Source organism: Fontimonas sp. FW305-C-3, assembly GCF_058783185.1.
On record NZ_JBYSYK010000001.1, the window covers coordinates 874,010 to 898,271 of the forward strand.

At 62.8% G+C, this 24,262-nt stretch carries 20 protein-coding genes and 1 riboswitch; of the genes, 14 read left to right on the plus strand and 6 right to left on the minus strand.

Features of this window, described 5'->3' with window-relative positions:
- Positions 1–5 precede the first annotated feature (5 nt).
- Positions 6–85: riboswitch (S-adenosyl-L-homocysteine riboswitch) on the minus strand.
- A 181-nt stretch (positions 86–266) separates the two neighbouring features.
- From AC3WUF_RS04135 to AC3WUF_RS04150, 4 genes are all read left to right on the plus strand, one after another.
- Positions 267–617 carry a TonB-dependent receptor domain-containing protein gene (locus AC3WUF_RS04135; protein ID WP_492423555.1) on the plus strand — a complete coding sequence of 117 codons (351 nt, stop codon included), beginning with the start codon at positions 267–269 and terminating at the stop codon, positions 615–617.
- A 132-nt stretch (positions 618–749) separates the two neighbouring features.
- Positions 750–2,159: a DUF2868 domain-containing protein gene (locus AC3WUF_RS04140; protein WP_492422699.1), complete on the plus strand. Its 1,410-nt coding sequence runs from the start codon at positions 750–752 to the stop codon at positions 2,157–2,159.
- A gap of 10 nt (positions 2,160–2,169) precedes the next feature.
- Positions 2,170–3,576, plus strand: coding sequence for a GTPase/DUF3482 domain-containing protein (locus AC3WUF_RS04145; protein WP_492422701.1), 1,407 nt, complete (start codon positions 2,170–2,172; stop codon positions 3,574–3,576).
- A gap of 50 nt (positions 3,577–3,626) precedes the next feature.
- Positions 3,627–5,033, plus strand: a complete 1,407-nt coding sequence (locus AC3WUF_RS04150) for a sulfatase family protein (RefSeq protein ID WP_492422703.1) — start codon at positions 3,627–3,629, stop codon at positions 5,031–5,033.
- A gap of 65 nt (positions 5,034–5,098) precedes the next feature.
- Here AC3WUF_RS04150 and metK read toward each other — a convergent pair whose 3' ends face one another.
- On the minus strand, positions 5,099–6,316 hold the full coding sequence (gene metK, locus AC3WUF_RS04155) for a methionine adenosyltransferase (RefSeq protein WP_492422705.1): 1,218 nt from the start codon (positions 6,314–6,316) through the stop codon (positions 5,099–5,101).
- Positions 6,317–6,526: 210 nt separating this feature from the next.
- Here metK and AC3WUF_RS04160 point away from each other — a divergent pair, with 210 nt between their 5' ends.
- From AC3WUF_RS04160 to AC3WUF_RS04200, 9 genes are all read left to right on the plus strand, one after another.
- Positions 6,527–7,081: a thioredoxin family protein gene (locus AC3WUF_RS04160; RefSeq protein WP_492422707.1), complete on the plus strand. Its 555-nt coding sequence runs from the start codon at positions 6,527–6,529 to the stop codon at positions 7,079–7,081.
- A gap of 4 nt (positions 7,082–7,085) precedes the next feature.
- Positions 7,086–7,406, plus strand: a complete 321-nt coding sequence (locus AC3WUF_RS04165) for a hypothetical protein (protein ID WP_492422709.1) — start codon at positions 7,086–7,088, stop codon at positions 7,404–7,406.
- Between the two features lie 128 nt (positions 7,407–7,534).
- Positions 7,535–10,009 (plus strand): DUF6351 family protein, encoded by a 2,475-nt coding sequence (locus AC3WUF_RS04170; protein WP_492422711.1) that lies wholly within the window; start codon positions 7,535–7,537, stop codon positions 10,007–10,009.
- A 463-nt stretch (positions 10,010–10,472) separates the two neighbouring features.
- Positions 10,473–12,446, plus strand: coding sequence for a hypothetical protein (locus tag AC3WUF_RS04175; protein ID WP_492422713.1), 1,974 nt, complete (start codon positions 10,473–10,475; stop codon positions 12,444–12,446).
- Positions 12,447–12,777: 331 nt separating this feature from the next.
- Positions 12,778–13,710 carry a peptidylprolyl isomerase gene (locus AC3WUF_RS04180; RefSeq protein WP_492422715.1) on the plus strand — a complete coding sequence of 311 codons (933 nt, stop codon included), beginning with the start codon at positions 12,778–12,780 and terminating at the stop codon, positions 13,708–13,710.
- Between the two features lie 101 nt (positions 13,711–13,811).
- Positions 13,812–14,381: a hypothetical protein gene (locus AC3WUF_RS04185; protein WP_492422717.1), complete on the plus strand. Its 570-nt coding sequence runs from the start codon at positions 13,812–13,814 to the stop codon at positions 14,379–14,381.
- A 69-nt stretch (positions 14,382–14,450) separates the two neighbouring features.
- Positions 14,451–15,140, plus strand: coding sequence for a class I SAM-dependent methyltransferase (locus AC3WUF_RS04190; RefSeq protein WP_492422719.1), 690 nt, complete (start codon positions 14,451–14,453; stop codon positions 15,138–15,140).
- A 50-nt stretch (positions 15,141–15,190) separates the two neighbouring features.
- Positions 15,191–15,898, plus strand: coding sequence for a sulfotransferase (locus AC3WUF_RS04195; RefSeq protein WP_492422721.1), 708 nt, complete (start codon positions 15,191–15,193; stop codon positions 15,896–15,898).
- Entirely contained in the window at positions 15,895–17,646 is a 1,752-nt protein-coding gene (locus AC3WUF_RS04200; protein WP_492422723.1) for a methyltransferase, read from the plus strand. Before AC3WUF_RS04195 ends, AC3WUF_RS04200 begins: the two co-directional genes overlap by 4 nt.
- 8 nt (positions 17,647–17,654) lie before the next feature.
- Here AC3WUF_RS04200 and AC3WUF_RS04205 read toward each other — a convergent pair whose 3' ends face one another.
- The 5 genes from AC3WUF_RS04205 to AC3WUF_RS04225 are packed head-to-tail and all read right to left on the minus strand — an operon-like array spanning position 17,655 to position 23,291.
- Positions 17,655–18,563, minus strand: coding sequence for a glycosyltransferase (locus tag AC3WUF_RS04205; RefSeq protein ID WP_492422725.1), 909 nt, complete (start codon positions 18,561–18,563; stop codon positions 17,655–17,657).
- Positions 18,550–19,713, minus strand: coding sequence for a sulfotransferase family protein (locus tag AC3WUF_RS04210; protein ID WP_492422727.1), 1,164 nt, complete (start codon positions 19,711–19,713; stop codon positions 18,550–18,552). The genes AC3WUF_RS04205 and AC3WUF_RS04210 overlap by 14 nt, the downstream gene beginning before the upstream one ends.
- Positions 19,710–20,765, minus strand: coding sequence for a hypothetical protein (locus AC3WUF_RS04215; protein ID WP_492422729.1), 1,056 nt, complete (start codon positions 20,763–20,765; stop codon positions 19,710–19,712). The genes AC3WUF_RS04210 and AC3WUF_RS04215 overlap by 4 nt, the downstream gene beginning before the upstream one ends.
- Positions 20,762–21,994 carry a glycosyltransferase family 4 protein gene (locus AC3WUF_RS04220; protein WP_492422731.1) on the minus strand — a complete coding sequence of 411 codons (1,233 nt, stop codon included), beginning with the start codon at positions 21,992–21,994 and terminating at the stop codon, positions 20,762–20,764. The genes AC3WUF_RS04215 and AC3WUF_RS04220 overlap by 4 nt, the downstream gene beginning before the upstream one ends.
- Positions 21,987–23,291: a glycosyltransferase gene (locus AC3WUF_RS04225; protein WP_492422733.1), complete on the minus strand. Its 1,305-nt coding sequence runs from the start codon at positions 23,289–23,291 to the stop codon at positions 21,987–21,989. Before AC3WUF_RS04225 ends, AC3WUF_RS04220 begins: the two co-directional genes overlap by 8 nt.
- A gap of 140 nt (positions 23,292–23,431) precedes the next feature.
- On the opposite strand from AC3WUF_RS04225, the gene AC3WUF_RS04230 reads away from it, so the two are divergent.
- A complete protein-coding gene (locus tag AC3WUF_RS04230) occupies positions 23,432–24,262 on the plus strand; it encodes an ABC transporter permease (protein ID WP_492422735.1) in 831 nt (276 codons plus the stop codon).

The following is a 24,262-nucleotide window of genomic DNA, read 5'->3' on the forward strand; positions in this document are numbered from 1 at the left end:
AATGTCAGGAACGGGCGCCGTTGCAGATTGAACAACCAGCGAGCCTGGCCGTCCTGGATCGACGGTCGCAGCGCCCCTCGCGGGCTTTGACCTGATTATATCCGCTTATGCGGATATAGGGATATGCCTCAGGACGCCAGAAATTGACGCTTCGGCAGCTCGTTAACAATAATGATTCTCGATAACGGGCGTGGCGATCGTCCGCCCGTTTCGACCGCAACTTCAAGCGTCGCCGTCGCTGACACAATGGAGGTGCTTGAACGAGGCTGGAGCCGTTCAAAGCCAAGCAGGTCGAAGTCGGCGGCAAGTACGGCCAGCTCGGCGCGACATTGGCGCTGTTCCGCACTACGCAGTCGAGCTCACGCTTTGACGGCAGCACCGTGAACTCGGATGGTGAGCAGCGCAATCAGGGTGTCGAAGTCAGCGCCTCCGGTGAGCCCGTCGGCGGACTGCGCGTGCTGGGCGGCGTAACCCTGCTGGATGCTGAGCTGGTGAAGACCCAGGGCGGCACCAACGACGGCAATGAAGCCGTCGGCGTGCCGGAGTTGCAGGCCAATGTCGGAGTGGCGTTACGCTCTCGTTCGCGATGGACTTCTGATTCAGATGCGGATTCATGAAAGGCCGCCGTTATCGGCGGCTTTTTTGGACCGAATGAAGTTACGCGAAGGCAGGGCATCGCCCGCTGCACCGCCTGCATGCGACCATGGCGCCATGACTTTCCCGCCTACAGCCCGCCGCTGGTGCGGACTATGAGCGCCGCGACGCTCACCGAGCGCCTGCTGGCCGAGTTGATCCGTCAGCGCGAGGAAGCTGCCGGCCACCCGCCGTACACGCCGGAAGCCGATGCCGCAGCGCGTGGTGCGGGCGGCAGTTTGGCGCAGCGCATCGTGACCCGAGCGAGTGCGCTACCCGAAGCGCCTGCACTGCGTCTGGCGCTGCTGCGCTCGTTGCGCAGCGTACGGCTGGTGGCGTTCGTGCTGTTGCTGTTCAGCGTGCTGTCCGGCATCGCCGCGACATCGGCCGCACTGGCCGCCACGACGCCCGCCAGTTTGCCGCTGGTACTGGTCGCTCTGGTTGGCGCCAATCTGCTGACCTTGTTGCTGTGGCTGCTGCTGCAGCTGGGCTTCGCGCGTCTGGCGCCCGGCCTCGCCGCACACCTGCGCGATGCTTGGCGATGGCTGGCCCTGCGAATGTCGCGTCGCGGGCCGGGGGGCTTCGAGGCAGATGCGCATTCCTCCGCGCAAGCGATGGGCGAAGCCATGAGTCTGCTGGCCGGCGGCCGCATTGGCCGCTGGCTGCTGGCTGCGTTGGCTCACGGCGCCTGGCTGAGCTTCAGCCTCAGCGCACTGGCGACGCTGGCGGTGTTGCTGAGCGTTCGCGCCTACGAGTTGAGCTGGGCCACGACGCTGCTCAGTGCCGACACCGTTGCCCATGTCGCGCATCTTCTGTCGACAGTGCCAGCCGCGTTCGGTGTGCCGCTGGACGGCCTGCACGCCGACGCCATCGTCAGCGCCAGTGATCGCCAGCATTGGTCGCAGTGGCTGCTTGCGGCGGTGTTCGGCTACGCCGTCGTGCCGCGCGTGTTCGCGCTCATGGTCTGCCTGCTGTTGCTGCTGCGCGCGCTGGCCGCGTTGACGCCCGATCCGCGTCGGCCTGGCTATGCGCGACTGCGCCAACGCCTGATGCCTGAACACCGCGCGCTCGGGGTGATCGATGCCGCGCCAGCCACAGATCACGCAAAGGCTGAATCGCTGCCGCCGTCGCCAGCGAACTGGCCGCAAGGCCGGGTGCACGCAGGCTGGATTGATGGTCGCAGCGCGGCACCTCCGGCACCGGCTGGTGTCGAATGGATCTGGCTTGGCAATGCCGACGATGCGGCAACCCGCGCAGCGCAGCTTGAGGCTCTGCGGGAAGAGGCGGCGCAGGCGCTGGTGGTGCTGGTGCGTGCGACGATGTCGCCGGATCGTGGCGTCGAGCGTCATCTGACAGCGCTGCATGCCGCGGCCGAGGCGCCGACGTTCCTGGTGCTCACGGGCTACAGCCAACTCCATGCGCGCGGCACGCTGGAATGCGAACAGCGCCTGATCGACTGGCGCGCGCTCGCTGCGCGCGCTCAGGCGCAGGTGCTGACCTGGGACCCGCCGGCGGAGTCGTCATGAGAATCCCGCGATGAATGCAGCAGGCAAAGCGGTGCCGCCGAGCGGCCCGGTTCAGATCGCCGTGGTTGGTCATACCAACACCGGCAAGACCTCGCTGCTGCGCACGCTGACGCGCGATGCGGAGTTCGGTGAGGTCTCGCCGCGTTCGGCAACCACGCGCGATGTGCGCGGCGTTGCCTTGCTCGCCGAAGGGGCGGAGCGTCTTGCGCTCTACGACACGCCGGGGCTGGAAGACGCGAGCGGACTTACCGAGCTGATTGACGCGCAATATGCCGATGCCCCGGATCCGGTGGCGAGGATCGAAGCATTTCTCGCCGGCGATCACGGACAGGGTCGCTACGAGCAGGAAGCCAAGGTGTTGCGTCAGCTGTTGAGGAGCGACGCCGCGCTGTATGTGATCGACGCGCGTGAGCCGGTGCTGGCCAAGCACCGCGATGAGTTGCGACTGCTCGGCGCCTGTGGCCGCCCCTTGATGCCGGTACTCAACTTCATTGCCGACGCAGGAGCCGACGCAGCGCAGTGGAAGCAGCATCTGGCGCGAGTGGGCCTGCATGTGCTCGCTGAGTTCGACACGGTGGTGTTCGATTATGCGGCCGAGCGCCGGGTATTCGAGAAACTTGCGGTGTTGCTCGAAGCGCGCCGCAATGACATTGCCATCCTGCAACGAGAACGTCGCAACCAGCGCGAGGCGTTGATCGACGCCGCCTGCCGGCGCATTGCTGCGTTGCTGGTCGATGCCGCCGGTTTGCGCGTGCAGGCGGCGCTTGAAGCGCCGGTGGAAGCGCCTGCGGCCCAGCTGCGCGCGCGCATCGCCGCTGCCGAGCAGCGCTGCATAGATGATCTGCTCGAGCTGTTCCATTTTGACTTGCAGACCTGGCAGCCGCCGGCGCTGCCGCTTGAGCAGCGGCGTTGGGGGGCGGATTTGTTCGACCCGGAAACCCTGCGCCATTTCGGCGTCCGCGCCGGTTCCGCTGCCATTGCCGGCGGCGCCGCCGGTCTTGCCGTCGATGCCGCAGTCGGCGGCATGAGTCTGGGGGCGGCGACTTTGCTCGGTGCCACGCTGGGCGCCGGCTGGAGCGGCGTGCGCAGCTTCGGCCGGCCCTGGCTCGATCGGCTGCGGGGTTATCAGGAGCACGCGCTGGAAGAGGTCACCCTGGCTCTGCTCGCCGCGCGTCAGCTGCAATTGCTTAACGCACTGCTGCGCCGAGGGCACGCCAGTCGCGCACCGCTGCGTCCGGCTGATGCGCGAGGCGTCGTCCAGGGTTGGCCGTCGGCAGCATTGCGCAGCGCCGTGCTGCGTTGTCGAGCACAGCCGGAATGGTCGGCGCTCAACGACGCCGGCTCGACCGTCAGCGATGTGCCTGGTGCGGCAGCGGTCGTCGCTGCGCTGCGCGAGATGCTGGGCAGCGAATCCTGAGCTGACATTGCCTCGGCCCGGTACGGGCCGTCCTATAGAATCCAGCGACTATGCGCCGGCCCAATATTGTTCTGTTCATGACCGACCAGCAGCGATCCGACCAGCTCGGATTCGCCAGCGGTGGCTACTACCAGACGCCGACTCTCGATGCGCTCGCCCAACGCGGCGTCGTATTCGACAACGCCTATAGCGCAGCCACGGTCTGCGTGCCGGCGCGGACTTCGCTGCTCACAGGGCTGGCACCGCATCGCGCCGAGACGCAGGTCGGCATGTCGCTCAAGGAAGGGCATTGGACGATCGCGAGAGCCTTGCGCGCCGCCGGTTACGACACGGCGCTGATCGGCAAGATGCATCTCAATCCGATCCGTTCCGAGCATGGCTTCACGACCATGCGGACCTGCGAACATCTGCCGAGCTACGGCTGGAATCACGGTCGCAACGCGATTGACGACTACCACACCTGGCTGCTCTGGCAGGGCTACGCCGACTATCATGTGACGCATATGTTCGGGCCGAGCCTGACGAAGGAGGCGCGCGCATTTACCGCCGCCAACACGGCGGTGGCGTTTCCGCTGGAAGAGCGCTATCACCCGACGGGCTGGGTTCGCGATCAGACGGTCGAGTACCTGAAGAACCGATCGCAGGATCGGCCGCTGCTGTTGATCGTGTCCTTTCCGCACCCGCATGCGCCCTACGATCCGCCCGAGCCGTACGCGTCGATGTACGCGAACGACGAGGCCAGACTGCCGACCGGGGACTATCGCGAAACGGAAAACCTGGCGCCCTTCCTGCGCCGCTCCGAGTACAAGGGGCGCTTCCGTCCGCGGCTGGCGTCCGCTGTCGATCCGCAGGCGGTGCGGCGCACGCATGACCATATCCGCGCGTTGATCCATCAGATCGACCGCGCAATGGGTGAGATTCTTTCGCACGTCGATCTCGACGACAGCCTCGTCTTCTTCACGTCGGATCATGGCGACTACGGCGGCCATCGCGGTCTGCTTGGCAAGGTGCCTTGGGTGCCCTTCGACGATCTGGCGAAGGTCCCTTTCATCTGCGCCGGAAGCGGTGTGGCTGGACCGCGCCGCATCTCCGAGCCCACGCAGAGCTTCGATTGGGTTGCGACGGCGCTCAGCGCGGCAGGTGTTTCTGGCCATGCCGGGCTGGACTCCTTCGATCTATCTCCAACCTTGCGCGGAGATGCCCACGCGCGGGGCAGGGCGGTGTATTGCGGCGCCTCGATCGGCTATCCGTCGATTCGCCAGGGGCCGTACAAGTACATTCGTCATCCGCACAGCGATGCCGAAATGCTGTTTGACCTGGAAGCGGATCCCGGCGAAGTGCGCAACCTCGCCGCTGAGCCGAGCCTGAGCGGCGAACGCGCGGCGCTGCGGGATTTGCTGGACCGCCATCTCGCAGCAAGGCCGCCGGAATTGCCGACGAATCTTGGCGAGGGCTAGCGCTCGCTGACGAGCGCCCACAAAAAAGCCGTCTTGCGACGGCTTTTTTGCCGATGCGGAAAAGCTTACTTGAGCTTCTTCGCAGCGCTCTTCAGCAGCTCGGCCTTGTCGGTCTTTTCCCACGAGAACGCGGTGAAGGACTCGCCGTTGGCGAGCTTGACGTCGTAAGGCGCGCGGCCGAAGTGGCCGTAGCTGGCGGTGGCCTGGTACATCGGGTGGATCAGGTCGAGCATCTTGATGATGCCGCCCGGACGCAGGTCGAAGTTCTTGCGAACCAGCTGTTCCAGCGCGGCATCGCTGACGGTGCCGGTACCGAAGCTGGTGACGAAGATCGAGGTCGGTTCGGCAACGCCGATCGCGTAGCTGACCTGCACTTCGATGCGCTTCGCCAGACCCGCGGCGACGAGGTTCTTTGCGACGTAGCGCGCAGCGTACGCAGCGCTGCGATCAACCTTGGACGGATCCTTGCCGGAGAACGCGCCGCCACCGTGACGGGCCCAGCCGCCGTACGAGTCGACGATGATCTTGCGACCGGTCAGGCCGCAGTCGCCGACCGGGCCGCCGATGACGAAGTTGCCGGTCGGGTTGATGTGGAACTTGGTGGTCTTGGTGATCCACTTCGCCGGGATCACTGGCTTGATGATGGATTCCATCACCGCTTCGCGCAGATCCTTGAGCTTGATGTCCGGCGAGTGCTGGGTCGACAGCACGACGGCATCGACGCCGACCGCGACGTTGTTCTCGTAGCGCAGCGTGACCTGCGACTTCGCATCCGGACGCAGCCAGGGCAGGCCGCCCTTCTTGGCCTTGCGGATCTTGGCCTGCTGCTCGACGAGGCGATGGCTGTAGTAGATCGGCGCCGGCATCAGTTCCTTGGTCTCGTCGCAGGCGTAGCCGAACATCAGGCCCTGGTCGCCGGCGCCGATGTCTTCGGCAGCCTTTTCCTTCTTCTTCGTGCCGTCGACGCCCATCGCGATGTCGGGCGACTGCTTGCCGATGATGTTGAGGATGCCGCAGGTGGCGCCGTCGAAGCCGACGTCGCTGTTGTCGTAGCCGATGTCGACAATCACCTTGCGGACCAGCTGCTCGAGGTCGACCCAGGCATTCGTCGTGATTTCGCCGGCGACGATCGCAACGCCGGTCTTCACCATGGTTTCGCAGGCAACGCGGGCCTTCTTGTCCTGCGCGATGATCGCGTCGAGAACGGCGTCGGAAATCTGGTCGGCAACCTTGTCCGGATGGCCTTCGGAAACGGACTCGGAGGTAAACAGGTACTGGCTCACGGCGTGGCCCTCAAGATGGACGAAACAAGGATTGGACGGGGGACGGGCAGCTTAAAGGGCAGGGGCGCCGCCCGCTTGGCGGGTAAGCACCTATCTGTCCATACGGATAGACGGATATTGTAAACAAGCTGGTCCCGGACAGCCAGCGGCCGGGTGCCACGGCGGACCTGCCCGACTACACTGCTCCGATCTACCCGACGGCAGACACTCATGGCTCTGATGGCTTCAAAGATGGTCGCCCTTGGCACGATGGCGCCGGATTTCACCCTCCCCGACGTCGTCAGCGGTCACAGCATCAGCTTGGTGCAGCTGGCGGTGGATAAGCCGCTGGTCTTGATGTTCATCTGCAATCATTGCCCTTATGTGAAGCACATCAATGCCGAATTGGTGCGTCTGGCCAAGGCCTACCAGCCGCGCGGCGTCGGGTTTGTGGCCATCTCCAGCAATGACGCGGTCCGCTATCCGGAAGACGGTCCGGAGCACATGCTTGAGGTTGCGTTGGAGCTGCAGTACCCCTTTCCCTATCTGTACGACCGGACCCAGGCCGTTGCCAAGGACTACGAAGCGTCCTGCACGCCGGACTTTTACCTGTTCGACGGCCTGCACCAGCTGCGCTACCGCGGCCGCTTCGATGGCGCGACCCCGGGCAACGACGTGCCGGTGACCGGCGAAGATCTGCGTGCGGCGCTCGATGCCCTGCTGGGCGGCGATCTGCCCAACAAGAAGCAGCGGCCAAGCATGGGCTGCGGCATCAAATGGGCCTGACCCCTTGGACTCGCACTGGTTGCTGACCGATTCGTTCTGGCTGCGTTTCCTCGCCGCGCTGGCGATGGTGGCGCCGGCAATTCTGATCCTGTTTTCGCGGCGCGCTTCGCGGATCAAACGCCTGCTGTGGGCTGCGTCCACCCAGCTGCAGTGGGGGTTCATCGCGGCGTTCGTCTGGATCTGGCAGCAGCGCTACGACGAACTCAGGGAAGCCTTGCCTCTGGGCGAGGCGATGGGCTGGTGGATGCTGGCTTTCCCTTGGGCCGTGTATCTGCTCTATCGGGCAACCCGGACACACTTTTCCGGCGAGCAAGGCGAGCCGTAACGCCAGTCAGGCCCTACAGAATAACTACAGCGCTGCGTAGGTCATCGTGCTGTAATAAACGCTGAAAAAACGGCAGGCATCGGACATGAATCCGGCGCCGGACTCGGAACAGCGATCTGGGGGATCAGATGAAAAGCAGGCATTCCTTGCAGCTTCTGGCTGCGGCGGCATTCAGTGCATTGGCGCTGGCAGGCTGCGGCAGCAGCGAGCCGGTCAACGGCAGTGCAGGTGGCGGCGGTAGCGGCACGACCAGCAACCCGGTCGACGCCGATTTCCATACGTTGAAGACACCGGCCCTCGCGAGCGGCGAGTTCGAGATCATCACGCTCTCGACGCTGCCGGACACTGTGACCGATGGAGACGTCCTCGTCGCGCTGCGCGGCCTTTCCGACAGCGACAGCTACGCGGTGACGCGCAACGGCGTCGATATCAGCGCCGTCTTCCAGCGCGTCGAAGGCGGGGATATCCGCGGTCTGGTGACCGGCCTGAGGCTGGGTCGCAACCAGCTCTCCGCGACGGTGACGGGCGATGCGGGCGTGCGCACGGCCAATCTCGCGGTCACCAATTACCCGATTTCCGGTCCGGTGATCTCTGGTCCGCACCAGACGCCGTTCATTTGCCGCAGCGTCGATGCAGGGCTGGGCGAGCCGCTCGACGAGAACTGCACATTCGAGACGCAGTACAAGTGGTACTACCGCTCGCTGCAGACGCTTGGTTTCGTCGAGCTTGCGGATCCCTACGCGCCGTATCCGTCAGACGTGATCATGACGGAGACCAAGGACGGTCGCGCCGTGCCGTTCGTCGTGCGCGTGGAGTCCGCGACGATCAACCGCGGCATCGCGCGCATGTCGGTGCTGGACGACCCGGCCGCCCGCGGTCCGGATGCGCCGTTTGCGGCGACGCAGTGGGATCGCAGCGTGTACTACGTCTTCGGCGAGTCCTGCGGCGTCGGTTACCAGCAGGGCAAGAGCGATCCGAACATCGTGCTTGGTGCGCTGGAACTCGCGGAATTCTCGGCCGACAACCTGCTGGTCAACCTGGTCGGCATCGCCGATCGTCTCGGCAAGGGCGATCTGATCGTCCACAATACGCTCAGCGCCTACGGCAATCACTGCAATCCGATGATCAGCATGGAAACCACCATGCTGACCAAGGAATACATCACCGATCACTACGGGCCGGTGCGTTTCGTCATTGGCACCAACGGCTCCGGCGCCGCGCTGCAGCAGTACAACGCCGCCAACAGCGCGCCGGGCCTGCTCGACGGTGCGATGCCGACCGCCTCCTTCGCGGACATCCTGACGACGGCGATGACAGTGGCGGACTGCGGCCTGCTGCAGCACTACTACGAGAACAGCCCGCTCAACTGGAGCGTCGGCAAGCGGGCGGCGGTCAACGGCCATAACCTCCTGGTTGGCAACCCGCTCAACGCGATCTGCCAGTCCTGGGTCGATGCCTTCCTCGATCTGCTGAACCCGGAAGTTGGCTGTGGCGCCGTCCCCGAAGAGATGCGCTACCGCGGTCCGGAAACGACCGACGAACGCGGCCCGAATCTGAAGGGTGTGCGCTGCACGGTGCAGGACGCCAACATCAACATCTTCGGCAAGGACAGCCGCACCGGCTTTGCGAAGCGGCCGCTCGACAACACCGGCGTGCAGTATGGCCTCGACGCTCTGCGTAGCGGCGAGATCAGCGCCGAGGAATTTCTTGACGTCAATCGCAACATCGGCGGCTTCAGCATCGACGGCAAGTACATCAACGAACGCATGCGCATGGACAGCGAACTGGCGCGCGTCGGCTACCTGATCGGCGGTGTGCTCGGTCGCGGTGCGCTCGCCGAGACGCCGGTGCTCGACCACGCGCCGTACCTCGACCTGATCCCGGTCGCCAACATCCATGAGGCGGTACGCCCCTTCATCATTCGCTCGCGCCTGGAGCAGCACAGTGGGCAGAAGGACACGCAGGGCCTGTGGCGCGGCGTCGTGACCCAGGCCGACGGCTATCCGGTCATGGAGCAGTGGCTGGAAAGTCTGGAGGCCATCCAGCCCGAGTACGGCGGCGACCATACGCAGGCCGTGATTGCCGCCAAGCCTGCGGCTGCAGCGGACCGCTGCGTCTTCGGCACCATCGGCGGCCGTCTGGAGCTGCCCGATGCCATCCTGCTGCCGCTGGGTCTCGCCCAGCTGCCGTTGCTGCCCCAGCTGGGCCCGCTCTACGACGCTTTCCCGGCCTTCGACATCGATGTGCCGCTGCGCGTTGACCTGCCCGAGTTCTATAACAACGACGGCAGCGGTATTGGCGTCTGCTCGCTGGCGCTGCCGGTTACCCGCACGCCGCGCATGGTCGCCGGCATGCCGATGACCGACGACAACATCCGTTGCCAGCTGCGCCCGATCGATCCGGCCGAATACGCCGGCGCGCTCAACGAAGGGCAGCTGGCCGCGCTGGCCGAAATCTTCCCGGACGGCGTCTGCGACTACAGCAAGCCGGCCGCCGAGGACGTCGAGCACAGCCTGATCTGGCCCAGCATCGGCGGAGAGCGCCGCCGCGAACCTTTCGAGCTGAAGTGGCGTGTCGCCCGGTCGCAAGCCGCGGCTCGGTAAGGGTTGCGTGCCTGCCCATGCTTCAAGCTGGCGCAGGCACGATCCTTGCGAATGCACTGTCGTGGTACTTGGGTGGTCGATGCTTTGGCGGGCAGCCGCAGGGGCCTCAAACAGGGGGTATGCGCAAGGGCGGATGTGCGCCAGTGCGCATCAACTTCACAAACGACACGAGATGTGCTTGACAGCAAAACAGTGCCAGCGTACTTTCCAGCCCGGCGCTTGCCGCATTCGTCGCGGGGCCTCGATGCATGGTTCTGAAAAGCTGTCTCGCAGGGAGGGGTAGACGCAACGTTTTAAGACAGATGCAAGCTTCCGGCATTACGGGATTTCTATCCGTGTGGATAGCAGTCTCTGCGTTTCGGTGGTAAAATTCGCTGTGGATGCTCTGTAAGCGGTTACCCTGGCACCTGCGGCTAGTTGGAACGATCATCCAGGCTCATCAACCTTTGGGAGTTACTAAGTCATGAGATTTCTTCGCAGCACAGCAGCAGTAGCTGCCGTCGCGGGTGCGCTCTTCTCGCACAACGCCTCGGCAGTGAATCTGTCGACGGATGGCATCGGCGAAGTCGCCATTGCCCCGTATTACACCAGCCGTGACGGCTGGCAGACGCTGATCAATCTGGTTAACACCCAGAACGTTCCGGTCGTCGTCAAGGTCCGCTTCCACGAAGCCCTGAACAGCCGCGACGTGTTCGACTTCACGGTTGCCCTGTCGGCCCTCGACACCTTCGTCGGCGTCGTCCGTGAAAACGCGAACGGCACCCCGGAATTCGTCAACGTTGACTCGCCGAACAACGACGGCCTGATCACCTGCACCATCCCGAACATCGCTGCCGGCCAGGCCGTCTCGATGGGCGGTGGCGTCGGTGGCTTCAGCGGCCTCGACTATGCTGGCGACAGCAACGATGACGGCGGTATCCAGACCGTTGACCGTCTCAAGGAAGGCTACATCGAGTTCATCGTCGAAGGTTATGCTGACGACACTCTGAACGACTTCGCAGATGCGGCCGCCTACAACGCTGCTGGCATTACCGCTCGCCGCGCCAACGACGTTGGTTACGCCATCGAAAATCACGACTGCCCGACGGTTCGTTCGGCATTCCTCGATGCCAACATCGCGAACACCGCACGTCAGTTCGGTGAGCCGATCAACGCGCTGAAGTTCAACTTCGCCCTGCTCAACATCGACAAGGGCGTGGAAGTCGGCTACTCGGCAACGACCTGGGCTAACTTCTACAACCCGGGCAATGGTACGGGCACGTTCCCGAACCAGCTCCAGGGTCTGGTCCAGCCGTTCGATGACGATCTCTGCACGCTGCATCGCGGCATTGAGCGTGATTCCGACCTTCTGGGTACGGGCACGCTGACCAACTGGTGCCCGGATGGTGAATCGGGTGACGATTGCAACGCTGGTGATGATCCGGTCGCAGGTCTTGGCGTCGCTGGCGGCAGCTGCCGCAACCTGATCACCGCTCAGCAGCCGGATGCCTTCTTGGAACCGACGCTGAACGATGCCTACCCGGCCGTTGCCAATGGCTGGTATGACCCGCAGGACATTTCGGCCAGCGTCAACCCGATCGTTCCGAACTGGCGCTTCGCCCAGTACGGCAACACCACGGAAGGTCTGCGCGGCGTAGATGCCCTCAGCCTGACGATTCAGCGTTCGGCCATCATCAACGACTGGTCGGTCAACCCGGCTCTGGGCGTGTCGACGGATTGGGTTGTGACCCAGCCGACGAAGGCGTTCTACGTCGATCAGGGTGTTGGCGCTCAGTTCCAGGTCATCACGAAGGACGTTGCCCCGGGTGCGCTGGACATCAACATCATCCCGGTCAAGGGTCGTGATGAGGCTGTCTACGGCGTTGCTGACGACACCGGCGACAACGGCGTCGACTTCGATACCGATGCTAACGTTGATAACGTTCCGTACGCTCCGTACCAGACGCGCTTTGCGCAGACCACGCCGAACAGCCGCCCGACGGCCAAGGCTTGCAACCAGGTTGCTTTCGACCTGCGTGACCGCGCTGAGCAGGGCAACGAAGGTGCAGACGAGGAAGAGCCGGTGTTCTCGCCGAGCCTGCCGGTCCCGACCGTTGTTGACCAGCTCTGCTACGAAACGACCGTCATCAACTTCGAAGATCGCGCGGGCAACATCCCGACGGTCCTCGGCGATGCGCTGAACCGCCTGGTCGTGCCGACCAAGAACCTGATCACGACCGACGCGAAGGGTCAGACCTTCGGCTGGATGTCGCTGAACCTCGACACCTTCTCGGGTGCGGTTCTCGGCCTCGGCAACGCGCCGGATCCGTCGGTCATCGGTCTGCGTGGTCTGCCGGTCATCGGCGTGAACTTCAAGTCGCTCGTCCTGCCGGACAACGCGCAGAAGAACTACGCTGCTGCCGCCGATCACTCGTACGCTCGTACGATCCAGCAGTAAGCTGAAGCTGCTGTGTGCCCCTCGGGGCGCACCAGTGAGAGTCAAGAACATGCCCCGGGAAACCGGGGCATGTTTTTTATGGGCCGTTTTTTGTGGAACGAATCTCATGGCGAGCGTTCTACTTGTTGTCCCGAGGAGGCGTTTGCTAGTGTGCCGCCTCGGTTTTTCCGCCACTTTTGTTATTGACTCGATGAAACCTCAGAAATCTCATTCGCGGACCGGCAGCATTGTTCAGTGTGTTGTTGCCGTAGCAACCGGACTCACCCTTTCCGCCTGTGCGGGAATGTCACCTAAAAGTGATGTCGTGGTGAGCCAGTCGAAAGGATTGACCATGGAACAAGGCGAATACGCATTGTTCCTCCAGACCAAAACGCCTCAGGATTTGCTCGAGCTAAAGGCAGATCCGGGCAAGCGCTTGGATTTGGCAATGAATCTGCACGCCACTTCCGAGCTGACCGAACAGGCCGTTGCGGAAGGGCTCGAAAAGGATCCGGTGGTCGCAGCTACCTTGGTTGAAGCCCGGCGCCGGGTTCTGACCACCGCACTGATGGAGCGGGTCGGCAGCGCGGTCGAAGCGCCGGATGCCGAAACCCTAAAGACCCTCGCGCAAGAGCGCTACGAACGCGACAAAAAGAAGCTGGTCACGCCGGAGCGTCGTCGCCTGGCTCATGTGCTCCTGACCAAGATGCAAGGCTGTCCTTGCAAGGTGAAGCTCCTCCCGGAGCGCGTCGAGGACGCCTTGAAGACGCTCAGGTCGGGAAGCGATTTCGCAAAGTTTGCGCGTGAAAATTCGCAGGACCAGGGCAGCGCCAAGAAGGGAGGCGATCTGGGCTGGGTGGTTCGTGATGGCAAACTTGTGCGCGACTTCGAGGATGCCGGCTTTGCGCTGAAGGCTGTCGGCGATATTAGTGAGCCGGTGACTACGGAATATGGAGTGCACCTGATCAAGCTGACAGGACTGGAGCCGTCCCGGCAATTGAACTACGAGGAAGTCGAGGAGCAGCTGAAAGCCAAGATCGTCGCGGAGATGCGTTTCAGCGCCCTGCAGACTCGCCGTGGTCTGGCCTATCCGGATCCGGACACGGTGAATGTCGACGAGATCGGCAAGCTGGTGCAGCAGCGCATTGATGAATTGGCGCCGACCGGCGTCTTCAAGCCCGTTGGACCCACGCCTGGGCGTGTGATGGAGACGCCGGCTGGTGCGGCCTCTGCCGCGCCAAGTCCTGAGGCAGCTCCCAACCCCGAGCCCACTCCGCAGCCATGACGTTGGTGGTGCGTCAGGAACCGGCAGCCTCCCCGACTGTCTGACTACTTTCAAGCTGCAGTCCCCCTGCCCCAGAAATCCGAACAGACGAGAATTGAAACATGCTGAAGCTGTCCTCTTTCACCCGACGCCTTCAAGTCACTGCTGCGCTATCGATCCTGGCGCTTGGAGCCGTCATTGGCACGTCGACCGCTGCCAACGCTGCGCCAAGCCCGGCGCCGAAAGCGACGCCGGCCGGGAAGAAAAGTAGCGGTCCTGTCGACGATGTCGGTATGTATACCCTGCCGATCTCGACCGATACCTCCAAGAAAATCGACGAGTCGACGCTGAGTCCAGAGCAGAAAGCAGTGCTGAAGCGCTCGCAGGAACGCTGGCTGGGCTTGATCGAATTCGATCTCCCTAAGGTCTATTCGTTTGCGACGCCTGCGTATCGGAAGACGCACGACCAGCGACATCTGAATGGTCAGTATGCGATGCAGATTTCGCGCAATCGGGCAGAAGCCCAGGAAATCAAGATTGCCGCAGATGATCCGAACACAGCCAAGGTAACGACGCTGCTTTTCATCACGAGCCGGGCGCTGGCAGGCGCTGCAGGCATCGAGCTGTCCAGCTGGCAGCACGAAACCTGGGTCAAGGTCGACGGCCAGTGGTGGTTCGTCGAGCCGAAGTAAGTTTCTCCGGCTTTGATGGATAATGTGGCCCCGGTTTCCGGGGCCATTTCGTTTATTGAGCCTGCTTCCATGGAAAAGCACATCAACAAGTACTACGACGCGAGCAAGGCGCATGAGGCCGTGCAAAAGGGCCAGCACCGCGCCTGGGTCGGTGGAATGTGGGACGAGATCGGCAAGCTGCAGCTGGATTTCCTGTTGCGGCAGGGCCTGCCGCGCGGCGCGGCCTTTGTCGATGTTGGCTGCGGCTGTTTCCGCGCTGGCGTTCACCTGGTGAACTATCTCGATAGCGCGGGCTATTACGGCATCGACATTTCGCAGGAGCTGCTGGATACCGGCTATGAACGGGAAATCATTCCGGCCGGCCTGCAGGGCAAGCTGCCTCTCGCTAATCTTGCCGCGAACGGCGACTTCGACATCGGTGGTTTCGGCCGCAAGTTCGATGTTGGCATCGCGCAGTCGGTGTTCACTCATCTGCCGCTGAATCACATCCGCCTGTGTCTGGAGCGCCTCGCGCCGCACTTTGCCGTCGGCGGTGTGTTCTATGCGACGACTTTCATCGTTCCGCCCGGTCATGACTGGAGCGCGCCGCTGGTCCACGAACGTGGCGGCATCCGCACCACACCGACGGAAGATCCGTACCACTATCGTGTTGAGGACTTCAGCTTCTGCGTGGCTTCCGCCCCTTGGAAGTTCGAGTTCATCGGCGATTGGGATCATCCGCGCAATCAGCAGATGCTGAAATTCACGCGGACCGCCTGAGATCCATCAACACAAAGTGCCTCAGCGAAAGAGGCCAGAACGGGCTCGCAATGACGACTGAAACACCGCGTGCCGCGGCACCGATTGCCATCCTTGGCATGCACCGCAGTGGCACCAGCTGCCTCGCTGGCTGCTTGCAGGAAGCCGGACTCCACCTCGGCGACGTCAACACCGCCGCGCCCGCCAACGCGCGCGGCAATCGCGAAAATCGCGCGATCATGGATCTGCATGACCTCGTGCTGCGCGACAACGGCGGGAGCTGGGACATGCCGCCCGCGGCGCCAACGTGGAGTGCGGAGCAGCAACAGCAGCGCGAGTCGCTGATTGCCGGCTTCCCGGCCAATGAAGCCTGGGGCTTCAAGGATCCACGCAGCCTGCTGGTCCTCGATGGCTGGCGCGAGTCGCTGCCGGGCCTGCGTTTTGTCGGCACCTTCCGTCATCCTGCTGCGGTCGCCGCTTCGCTGCGCGCCCGCAATGGGTTCACGATGGAGCGTGGCTACGAAATCTGGCGCGAGTACAACACGCGCTTGCTTCGCTACCAGCGCGAGCTGGGCTTTGCCCTGCTCAGTTTCGACTGGGAGCCTGATCGCTACCGCGCGGCGCTGGAAGCCAACGCGACGCGCCTGGGGCTGAAAGCGCCGCAGAATGGCTTCAAGTTCTTCGCAGGGTCCTTGCGCAGCCACCAGGCCAGTGCAGCCGATGGCCTCGGCGCGAAGGACATCGCGCTCTATGCGCAACTGCAGGAAATTGCGGAATGAGTCAGACGGAAGCCAGGCAGCCGAAGCTGTCCATTGTCGCGGTGTTCTACAACATGCATCGCGAAGCACCGCGGACACTGCATTCGCTGTCGTTGGCGTACCAGCGCGATCTGAGTGCCGGCGACCTCGAAGTCATTGCGGTCGACAATGGCTCCACGCAGCCGCTGGACCCGGCGATGGTCGCGGGCTTTGGCGAGAATTTTCACTACCTGCGGATCGACAAGGCGCCGCCGTCGCCGGCGCATGCGATCAACCGCGGCGTCGCGCGTTCGCGCGGTAAGCACATCGGCATCCTGATCGATGGCGCACGCATTGCATCTCCGGGCGTTGCCAAGCTCGCGCTTGAATGTCTGGAGGCGTTCCCGCGCGCAGTGGCGGGGACGATTGGCTTTCACCTCGGGCCGGACATCCAGACCAAGTCACCCGCGAAAGGTTACTGCCAGGCCGTCGAAGACGAGTTGCTGGACAAGGCGCAGTGGCAGCAGGACGGCTATCGGTTGTTCGGCATCAGCGCGCCCGCCGGCTCGAGCCAGGGTGGTTGGCTCTCGCCGATGGCGGAAAGCAATCTGCTTTTCATGTCGCGCGCCTTGTATGACGAGCTTGGCGGCTACGACGAGCGCTTCGATCTTCCGGGGGGCGGCTTCCTCAATCTGGATTTCTACAAGCGCGCCCTGGATTTGCCGGACACGACTCAGCTGACTTTGCTCGGCGAAGCGAGTTTCCACCAGATTCACGGCGGCATCATGACCAATCGCCCGGCGGCCGATGTGCCGAACGAGATTCAGGTCTACCGGCAGCAATACGAAAAGATTCTCGGCGTTCCGTATGCGCCGTCCGCAGTTCAACCGCGCCTGTATGGACAGGTCAGCAAGGAAGCTCAGAAATGGCTTTCCAAGGGGGCATCAGTGACTCGGGATTCCGCGGAGAATGATTTGCCGAAGGTCAGCGCGAAGGACATCGAGACAGCGAGAGCAACGGCACGCGGACGGATGGTCGAACATCGCGCCGCTGTTGCGCCCGAGGTTGGCGACCATCGATCGTACGTAGGGCCTGACGATTACTACGATAAGGTTGCCGCCCTGCAGTTCAGCTTGCTGACGATGCTCGGGATGCGCGAGCAGCACTATCTGCTCGATATCGGCTGTGGCGCCCTGCGTGGCGGTCGCCTGTTCATGCCGTACCTCGCGCCGGAGCACTACTGCGGCATCGAGCCGAATCCCTGGCTGATCGAGAGTGCGATCGACAAGGAAGTCGGCCGCGACCAGATTGCGCTGAAGAAGCCGCAGTTCCGGCATAACGACAACTTCGACCTGACTGGATTCGGGCGTCAGTTCGATTACATGATGGCGCATTCGATTTTCAGCCATACCGGCTACACGCAGCTGGCGGCGTGCATGAAATCAGTCGCGCAGGCGCTCGACGAGAACGGTCTGTTGATTGCGACGTTCGTCGACGCCAAGGCCGACGCATACCAGGATGAATGGGTCTACCCAGGCTTCAATCGTTTCAGCTGGGCGACGATGGAGAAGGCGATTCACGCGGCCGGGCTGGTGGGCTGCAAGCTGGACTGGCCGCATCCTTTGCAGTCCTGGATCGCAGTGGGCCGCAAGCAGGAACGCCTGGACGCGATCCCCGTCGCTGGCGTCGATATCCTGCCGTCGGATCTGATTCTGACTGGCCATCGCTATCTGGAGCGCGGTGCCGGGCGGTTCCTCAGCTTCTACCGGCACTTCCGCCAGCAGACCTAGACGCGCGCTTAGGGGTTGATGTTCAGAAAGCGCTGCGCGGATTCCGGCATCTGTCCGAAGTAGGACGGCGCGCGCCATTGCTTGCGGAAGGGATGGCCGACGATGCGCTCGTACTCGGCGGCGAATCGCGAGAAGGGCGACTGGGCTGAGGGCGTGTTTGTCGCCACGCCACCGTGAAACTGGTGAAAGGTGGCTTCTCCCAGCAGCATGACCGGTCGCAGCTGGGGATGCATGGCGAGCAGGTTGTGAAGATGCAGATTGACCAGGCCGCCGCCGGGCTCGACGAACCGCTCGTCGAAGCCGCCCAGTTCAAGCAAGGCCCGCTTCGGTGCGGCGAAGCAATTCGTCTCGGCAACCGGCTGGAAATAGCCGCCTTGAGAGGACACGGCCGCGGTCGAAATGCGGAACAGCTCGTAGCCATCCGCCTGCCAGTCCACCGTGGCGAGCAGCGCGTCCTCGACAGTCTGGTTGTATCCATCCGAGACCGACTCGTTCTGTGTCTTGGGGCCCAGGTGCATGCCCAAGGACATCACGTAAGCAGGCGCAAAGGCATCGCTTGCCCGCAGCATGCCGGCGACGATGCCGGGCGACGGGATGCGGGCGCCGTCGATCATGCAGCAAACCAACCTTGCCCTTGCCATGTCGATGCCGATGTTCATCGCCCGGTTGGGTGTCGGGCTTGTGGACTCGACAAAGCGGTAGCGAAAGTTGCTCTGCAGCGATTCGACCCACTGAGAATCCAGCGGTTCGGTCGACTGGCTGTCGACGACGATGACTTCGTAATCGGCGATGCGCACATCGCGTTGATACGCTACGGTCAGGGCTTGCAGCGTACGTCGCGCCTCGCGACGCATGTTGTGGAATGCGACGACGACGCTGAGACGCGGGCGCGTGCGCAGCAGGTCAGCGATCGGCACGGCGGAGCTTCTCCTCTTTGGAGCCGACGCCTGCCTGATCCTCGTGGGCAGCCAATTTGAGCATGAGTTGATCCCGCTCTATGCGCTCCGCGATGAACTGCTCCTTGGCGGCGATGAGTAGGCTTTCGCGCTCATCAAGCTGCTTCTTGGCTTGGGCGAGCGCGAATTCCTGATAGGCAATGATGTTGCCCATCTTGACGAGTTCGAGGCGCGATTCGATGTTGCCGTGGCGTGCCTGGACATAGCTGCGCGAAATGCTCGTCAGCACGCGCGAATCCGCTGCCATGGCTCCGCGCAGCGCCCGATGCAGCGCCGCGGCGTCGGGCGACGGATCAAGGAGCGCCCGGTATGCGCCTACATAAGGGGCAAACTCGTCGTCGACGTTGGACACAGCAGCGCTGTGGCGTTGCAGAGTTTCGTCGAGGAACCCGTCGACAAATTCGCGAATGGTCGGTTCCGGCAGGTCTGCACTCAGCGCACTACCGAGTGCACGCAGCGCGGACTCGGGTTCCGCCACGAAGTCGGCGTAGGCGGCCATGACGAAGCGCTTTCCCGCGAGGAATCCGAGCGCAGCCTGCGTGTAATTGGCCCAGAGCAGAACGCCTTCGGCGATGTTCGCGCCGACATGATGAAAGAGAGGATCCTTGATGTAACGGCTGCGCTGCGATTCCGCGGCTTCCACCGGGTGGCGTGCAACCAGGACATACTTCACGTCGAAGCCTGCCGCCTCCAGCACCCGGTCCCAGAACGCCGCAAGCAAGCAGAGTCGCGGATCCTTGATGGCGATATCCGTCGTCGCGGAGAACTGCGTCTGAACCAGCTCGGCGGCCTCATCAAGCCACTCATGACCGATGCCGGCCATGTAGTCGTCCCACTCGACGGGCGCCACATAATCCCAACAACGATCCAGCTGCTTCAGCAGCCTGTCGTTGAATCCGACGATCCTGGCATTCTCAAAGAACCCTTTCGGGTTGTCGGCATTCGGCTCCAGCAAATGCTGGCCAAGATCGACCCCCGAACAAAGTAACGCGCGGGTAATGACGCTGGTGCCCGATCGATGAGGCCCAAGAACCATGATGGCCTTGCGGCGCGAAGCACCGGGCCGTGGCATGACTTCGGTTGCTTGCTCGGCTGGCGTCGCTGGGTTCATTTTTCCATTAGACGTTTCAGCTCGTTGATCTGCAACTGCAGGTTCGCGATGCGCTGCTGTTGCGTGCCGAACAATACGGCGACCATGCGTGCAAAACGTTCGACTTCCAGTCCCGTGTACGGCCGGTCTTGCGAATCTTGCTTGATGTTCAAGTTCGTAAACAGAACGCCATCCTTGCGGCCAAGGAACTTGCGCGCCACGGCTGCATTGGAATCCCGGAAGCGTTCTATCAGGCGCTTTCTGAGTGCGGTGGACATCATCGTGCCCGGCGCATACCGGCCCTCGGCGCCGATGGTTTCCGACAGCTGGGTCAAGGCAACCTGCAGCACGAATTTCTGGTTCTTGCCGATCTCGGGGCTCGCGTTGACGATCTTGATGAAGTCGAGCACATCGCGTGCCGGGCTGGGATTGAGCCTGCGCTCGAGCGGCGCCATGCCAGAAGAGTCGACTCCGATGACCGACAGGAAATCCTCGAAAATGGAAGCCTTGTGCAGCTGCTGCTTCTCGAACACGCGGACGACGATATTCTCGGTGCCGAACGTGTCCGCCCAAGCATCGAGAACCGGCCCGTAGTCGAGCCAAGTCAGCTGCAGCGGTTGTTTGGCGTACTCCTCGATATCGGCATCACCGGGGATCAAGCCCGTCTTGAGCTCCTGTACGTAGCTCGACAGCAGGACCTCATCCTGGCGGCGTACATAGCAGACGATCTTGGTTTTGCAGCCGCTGGGGAGCTGTTTCGCAACTTTCTTGGGGTCGACGGTGAAGAGATTTTCGGAGGAAGCGATGATCCGCTGCAGGCCGCGGCGATCGGCCTCCTCGAACATCGCCGAGTAAACCTTCTCGGCGCTGGTGCCATTCACATGCCGGTAGTCATGCAGGTCTGGCTGGAATACCAGCGCCAGCTTGTGCGACGCGTTGTGCACCATCGGTGTCTCTGGATAGAGGACGCCTCGCTGCGCGAGCAATTCGCGATTGGCCCAAAGAAAGTGCTGGAGGGCAGTGGAACTTACCTTGGCGCGACCGATATGCAGATGAAGCTGGGTTGTCGTCATTGCGTTGCAGAATGAGGAAGAGAAGCCAGGGTGCTCAGGATTCCGGACAGTTGCGCGGCCTGGTCATCCAGCGTGGTGATGGCTGATTTGTGGGGATTCCGATAATCCGCCCAATCGGTGCGCTGCATGCAGGCGTCGATCGCTTCGGCAAGGAGGCGATGCTGGCCATCCAGCGGGATCAGCGTCGCGTTTTCACCGTCGCGGAGATCTTCGGCGGCACCGCCGGCATCCGTTGCAATGACCCAGACGTCGCGCAGCAATGCCTCGCGGACCGTAAGGCCAAAGCTCTCCTTGGCTTGTGACGGGAACAGAAGAACGTCTATCGATCCAAAGAACTGGTCAATGCTGTCTTGCTTGTAAGCGGGGACATTCTCGACCGTGCACGGAACATTCCAGTAGCCTGCGTTTACCCAGGTGGAGCCGATATTCTGCGCGGCATCCACGACCTTGAGATGGACGTCCTTGCGGCCTAGCAGCTGTAGCGCACGGACGATGAGATCGCCGCCCTTCACAGCGCCCGGGCCGCCGATGAAGCCGAACACTGGAGCGCCGCCGGCTTGCCGGCGTTGGTAGCCGGCAGCGGGAGGCAACACACCGTTCTTGTTGACCACGCAGCGTTCCGGTGCCGCGGCGTTGTTGATGTAATGGTCGCGTTGGAAATTGCTCGGGAACAGCAGCGCATCCGCCCGGCCTAGCTGCCCGCGCAGATACTCGCTGCGAATCCGGCTTTCCCGGTGGTCGTTGACACAGTAGTGGCAGCGCTCCTGCGAAATCGTCCGCTGCAAGCAGTGCTGACCGTGGCGATCGATCATGAACTGGCGATCGCACAGCCACCAGCTGTCGTGCAAAGTCACCGCGAGCGGAATATTGCGTTCAGTAACGGCATCCAGCAGATCTGCTCCGAGCGTCTGTACGCAGTGCACGTGAACAACGTCCGGCGCGAAGGCTTCCAGCACTTCGACAAACCGAGCCCGTACGTGGGGATTCCGATATTCCTCGGTGTATCGCAGCGCGCCCGGCAGGCTGATGGCGACCACATCGGTGGCGCGCGCACGGTAGCGGCGGATGACGTAGTCGGGCAGCGCAGGGGCGCGCATGGACGTGAAGCCGCTGACCGACCAGCCATGCTGTTCGGCGAGTCGCTGCGCCATCTCCTCGGCGACGACGGTGGCACCGCCGAAGCTGTTGGGCGCGAAATAAACGTTGACGAGCAGTACGCGTTTAGACACGGGCTGCACCTGTGATCGTCTGCAACAAGTTTGGGTCCAGTCCCGCCGAGATTGCATCTGAGGTCTGTCGGGCGAGAACATCCTGGCGCGCGGCGAGGCCCATGCTGCGGCGCCGGTCCTCCGATTCGATCAGATTTCCAAGGTTGGCAATCCAGTCGGCCTCGGATTCCGCCAGATATCCGGTCCTGCCATGCTCGACGAGATTCAGAAAGTCACCGACGGTGCTCGCCACGCAGGGCTTCTCCATGATCGCCGCCTCAAGGTAGCGGATGGCACTCTTGCAGGCATTGAAGGGGTCTCCCAGCAAGGGAATGACCACGATGTCGACCTCGGAGAGCGTTTGAAAATAGCCCCTGTAATTGGAGAAAGGACGAACATCGATTCTCGGGCCAAAGGCCTGCAGCGGTTCGGGAACGCTGGAATGCCCTGCGATCACGAGTTGAACATGCGGATAGTCGCTGAGAACGCGTGCCAGCGCGCCGGAGATCACCTTGAAATCGAGGTCGTGCGCGCGCGACCCCGACATGTAACCGATCCGGAGCAGACCATCGCCGTTGCGAACTCCACCCTCCAGGACGTCCTTGCTGATGGAGCGGGTTTCAGCATCGAGCGCATTGCGCCAGAGATAGACCGGCTTGCCGTCCAGGTACGACGCCGCCACGGCTACCAGGCCGGGCGTGCTGACGATGGCGGCATCGCAACGCCGCATTGCCGACAGGTAATGGCTGCAATCGTTGACCAGCTGCGTGCGCTCGGCCGGAGACAGAGTCAGCAGATTGGCATTGGTCGTATAGACGGGTTTGCAGAACAGCGGGTCATCAATGTCGTAGGCCATCGGCAGCCCGAGACGTGCGGCTTCATCGGCGTAGGCCTGAAACAGAGGGCCATCCGGAACGCGATAGAAAATGACAGCCGTGGCGAGTTGAAGTGCGTCGAAACTGCGCGGGACGTCGAAATAGCTGGAAATGACTGCCCGGCAGCCGTGAGCGGCCAGTTCCTCGGCCTTCTGCAGAACCCTGTACTTCCGACACTGATGGAGATCCAGCGCGCCAATGATGGCGACCGAGGGGTGGTGCAGGCCTTGCGGTCCAACCCGTGGGCGCAGCGAAGGTTCAGAGGCATTGTTGAGCCAGCGGTTTGCATCCACAATGCCGCCGCGGTTGCGACCCCGTAGCACCTCGTCGAACGCGCGGAGCAGGGTCAGACGCAGGCCATGTACGCGGAGATAGGTTCTAACGGCGGGCAGGCGGCCCAACAGGGCCTTGGCGGACGTCAGGCGGGTCTTCAGCAGGGACATGGCGGGTTCGATAGCGTGGGCGCGTATACTAGTCCAAGCGACGCTCTGCGCCTGTTTATTCTAGCGATATTTTTGCCCGCTCATGCCTGTGCCGAACCCTTACTCCAAAGTGCGCTTCCAAGGCACACCGTGAGCTGCTGATGGCAGATACCCCGCCGACGCCCGTCCCGCTGATACCCCCGCTGCCGCCACGACGCTACGGGCGGTCGAGCTGGGAGGTGTTCCTGACTTCGGTCAATGCCTTCCTCCTGCGTGAGCTGAAGGTCCGCTACGGTCGCGCGCGCCTGGGCTATTTCTGGGCGCTGGTCGAGCCTGCCGCGACGGTCTCCATCCTGGTCGGCCTGCACACGATTGTGGGCGGCGGCGGGCAAACGATTTACGGCGAAAGTCCGGTTATTTTCTTCGTCTTTGGAACCGTACCCTACTTCCTGTTTTCGAACGCGCTGAGCGGTGTCCAGGGCGTCTGCCTCAACCAGAAAGGACTGTTCAACTACCGGCAGATCAAGCCGATCGACATCATGCTTGCCCGCGCGATGATCGACGGGCTAATGATGACCGGAGTGCTGCTGGTTTTCCTCGGCGGCTGGTGGTGGTTCGGTCAGGCGATGCCGCGGATGCATCTTCTGGAGCTGGCACTGTCGATGCTGTCGCTGTTTGTGCTTGGTATCAGCCTGGGCCTGGTTTTCGACGTGTTCGGCACGGTTTTCCCTGATGTGCGCAGGGTGCTCTCGATTCTGACCCGCCCGCTGTTTTTCGTGTCGGGGGCGTTTTTCACCATGACGATGATTCCGTCCAGTGCCCGCTGGCTGTTGTCACTGAACCCCATCCTGCATGGGATCGACTTGGCGCGTGATGCCGTCATGTCCGGCTATACCTCTCCGGCCAGCTGGGTCTTTTTGTGGGGTTCGATCCTCGTGCTGCAGTTCATCGGCTTTGCGGCCTATCGGCGCTATCTGCACCTCCTGATTTAG

Excerpts from the sequence above, each read along its gene's own strand:
- AC3WUF_RS04190 (WP_492422719.1), top strand. The coding sequence starts at position 14,451 with ATGGAAAAGCACATCAACAAGTACTACGACGCGAGCAAGGCGCATGAG.
- AC3WUF_RS04185 (WP_492422717.1), top strand. The coding sequence starts at position 13,812 with ATGCTGAAGCTGTCCTCTTTCACCCGACGCCTTCAAGTCACTGCTGCG.
- AC3WUF_RS04230 (WP_492422735.1), top strand. The coding sequence starts at position 23,432 with ATGGCAGATACCCCGCCGACGCCCGTCCCGCTGATACCCCCGCTGCCG.
- AC3WUF_RS04225 (WP_492422733.1), bottom strand. The coding sequence starts at position 23,291 with ATGTCCCTGCTGAAGACCCGCCTGACGTCCGCCAAGGCCCTGTTGGGC.
- AC3WUF_RS04200 (WP_492422723.1), top strand. The coding sequence starts at position 15,895 with ATGAGTCAGACGGAAGCCAGGCAGCCGAAGCTGTCCATTGTCGCGGTG.
- AC3WUF_RS04180 (WP_492422715.1), top strand. The coding sequence starts at position 12,778 with ATGGAACAAGGCGAATACGCATTGTTCCTCCAGACCAAAACGCCTCAG.
- AC3WUF_RS04140 (WP_492422699.1), top strand. The coding sequence starts at position 750 with ATGAGCGCCGCGACGCTCACCGAGCGCCTGCTGGCCGAGTTGATCCGT.
- AC3WUF_RS04195 (WP_492422721.1), top strand. The coding sequence starts at position 15,191 with ATGACGACTGAAACACCGCGTGCCGCGGCACCGATTGCCATCCTTGGC.
- AC3WUF_RS04160 (WP_492422707.1), top strand. The coding sequence starts at position 6,527 with ATGGCTCTGATGGCTTCAAAGATGGTCGCCCTTGGCACGATGGCGCCG.
- AC3WUF_RS04150 (WP_492422703.1), top strand. The coding sequence starts at position 3,627 with ATGCGCCGGCCCAATATTGTTCTGTTCATGACCGACCAGCAGCGATCC.
- AC3WUF_RS04215 (WP_492422729.1), bottom strand. The coding sequence starts at position 20,765 with ATGACGACAACCCAGCTTCATCTGCATATCGGTCGCGCCAAGGTAAGT.
- AC3WUF_RS04175 (WP_492422713.1), top strand. The coding sequence starts at position 10,473 with ATGAGATTTCTTCGCAGCACAGCAGCAGTAGCTGCCGTCGCGGGTGCG.
- AC3WUF_RS04170 (WP_492422711.1), top strand. The coding sequence starts at position 7,535 with ATGAAAAGCAGGCATTCCTTGCAGCTTCTGGCTGCGGCGGCATTCAGT.
- AC3WUF_RS04210 (WP_492422727.1), bottom strand. The coding sequence starts at position 19,713 with ATGAACCCAGCGACGCCAGCCGAGCAAGCAACCGAAGTCATGCCACGG.
- AC3WUF_RS04145 (WP_492422701.1), top strand. The coding sequence starts at position 2,170 with ATGAATGCAGCAGGCAAAGCGGTGCCGCCGAGCGGCCCGGTTCAGATC.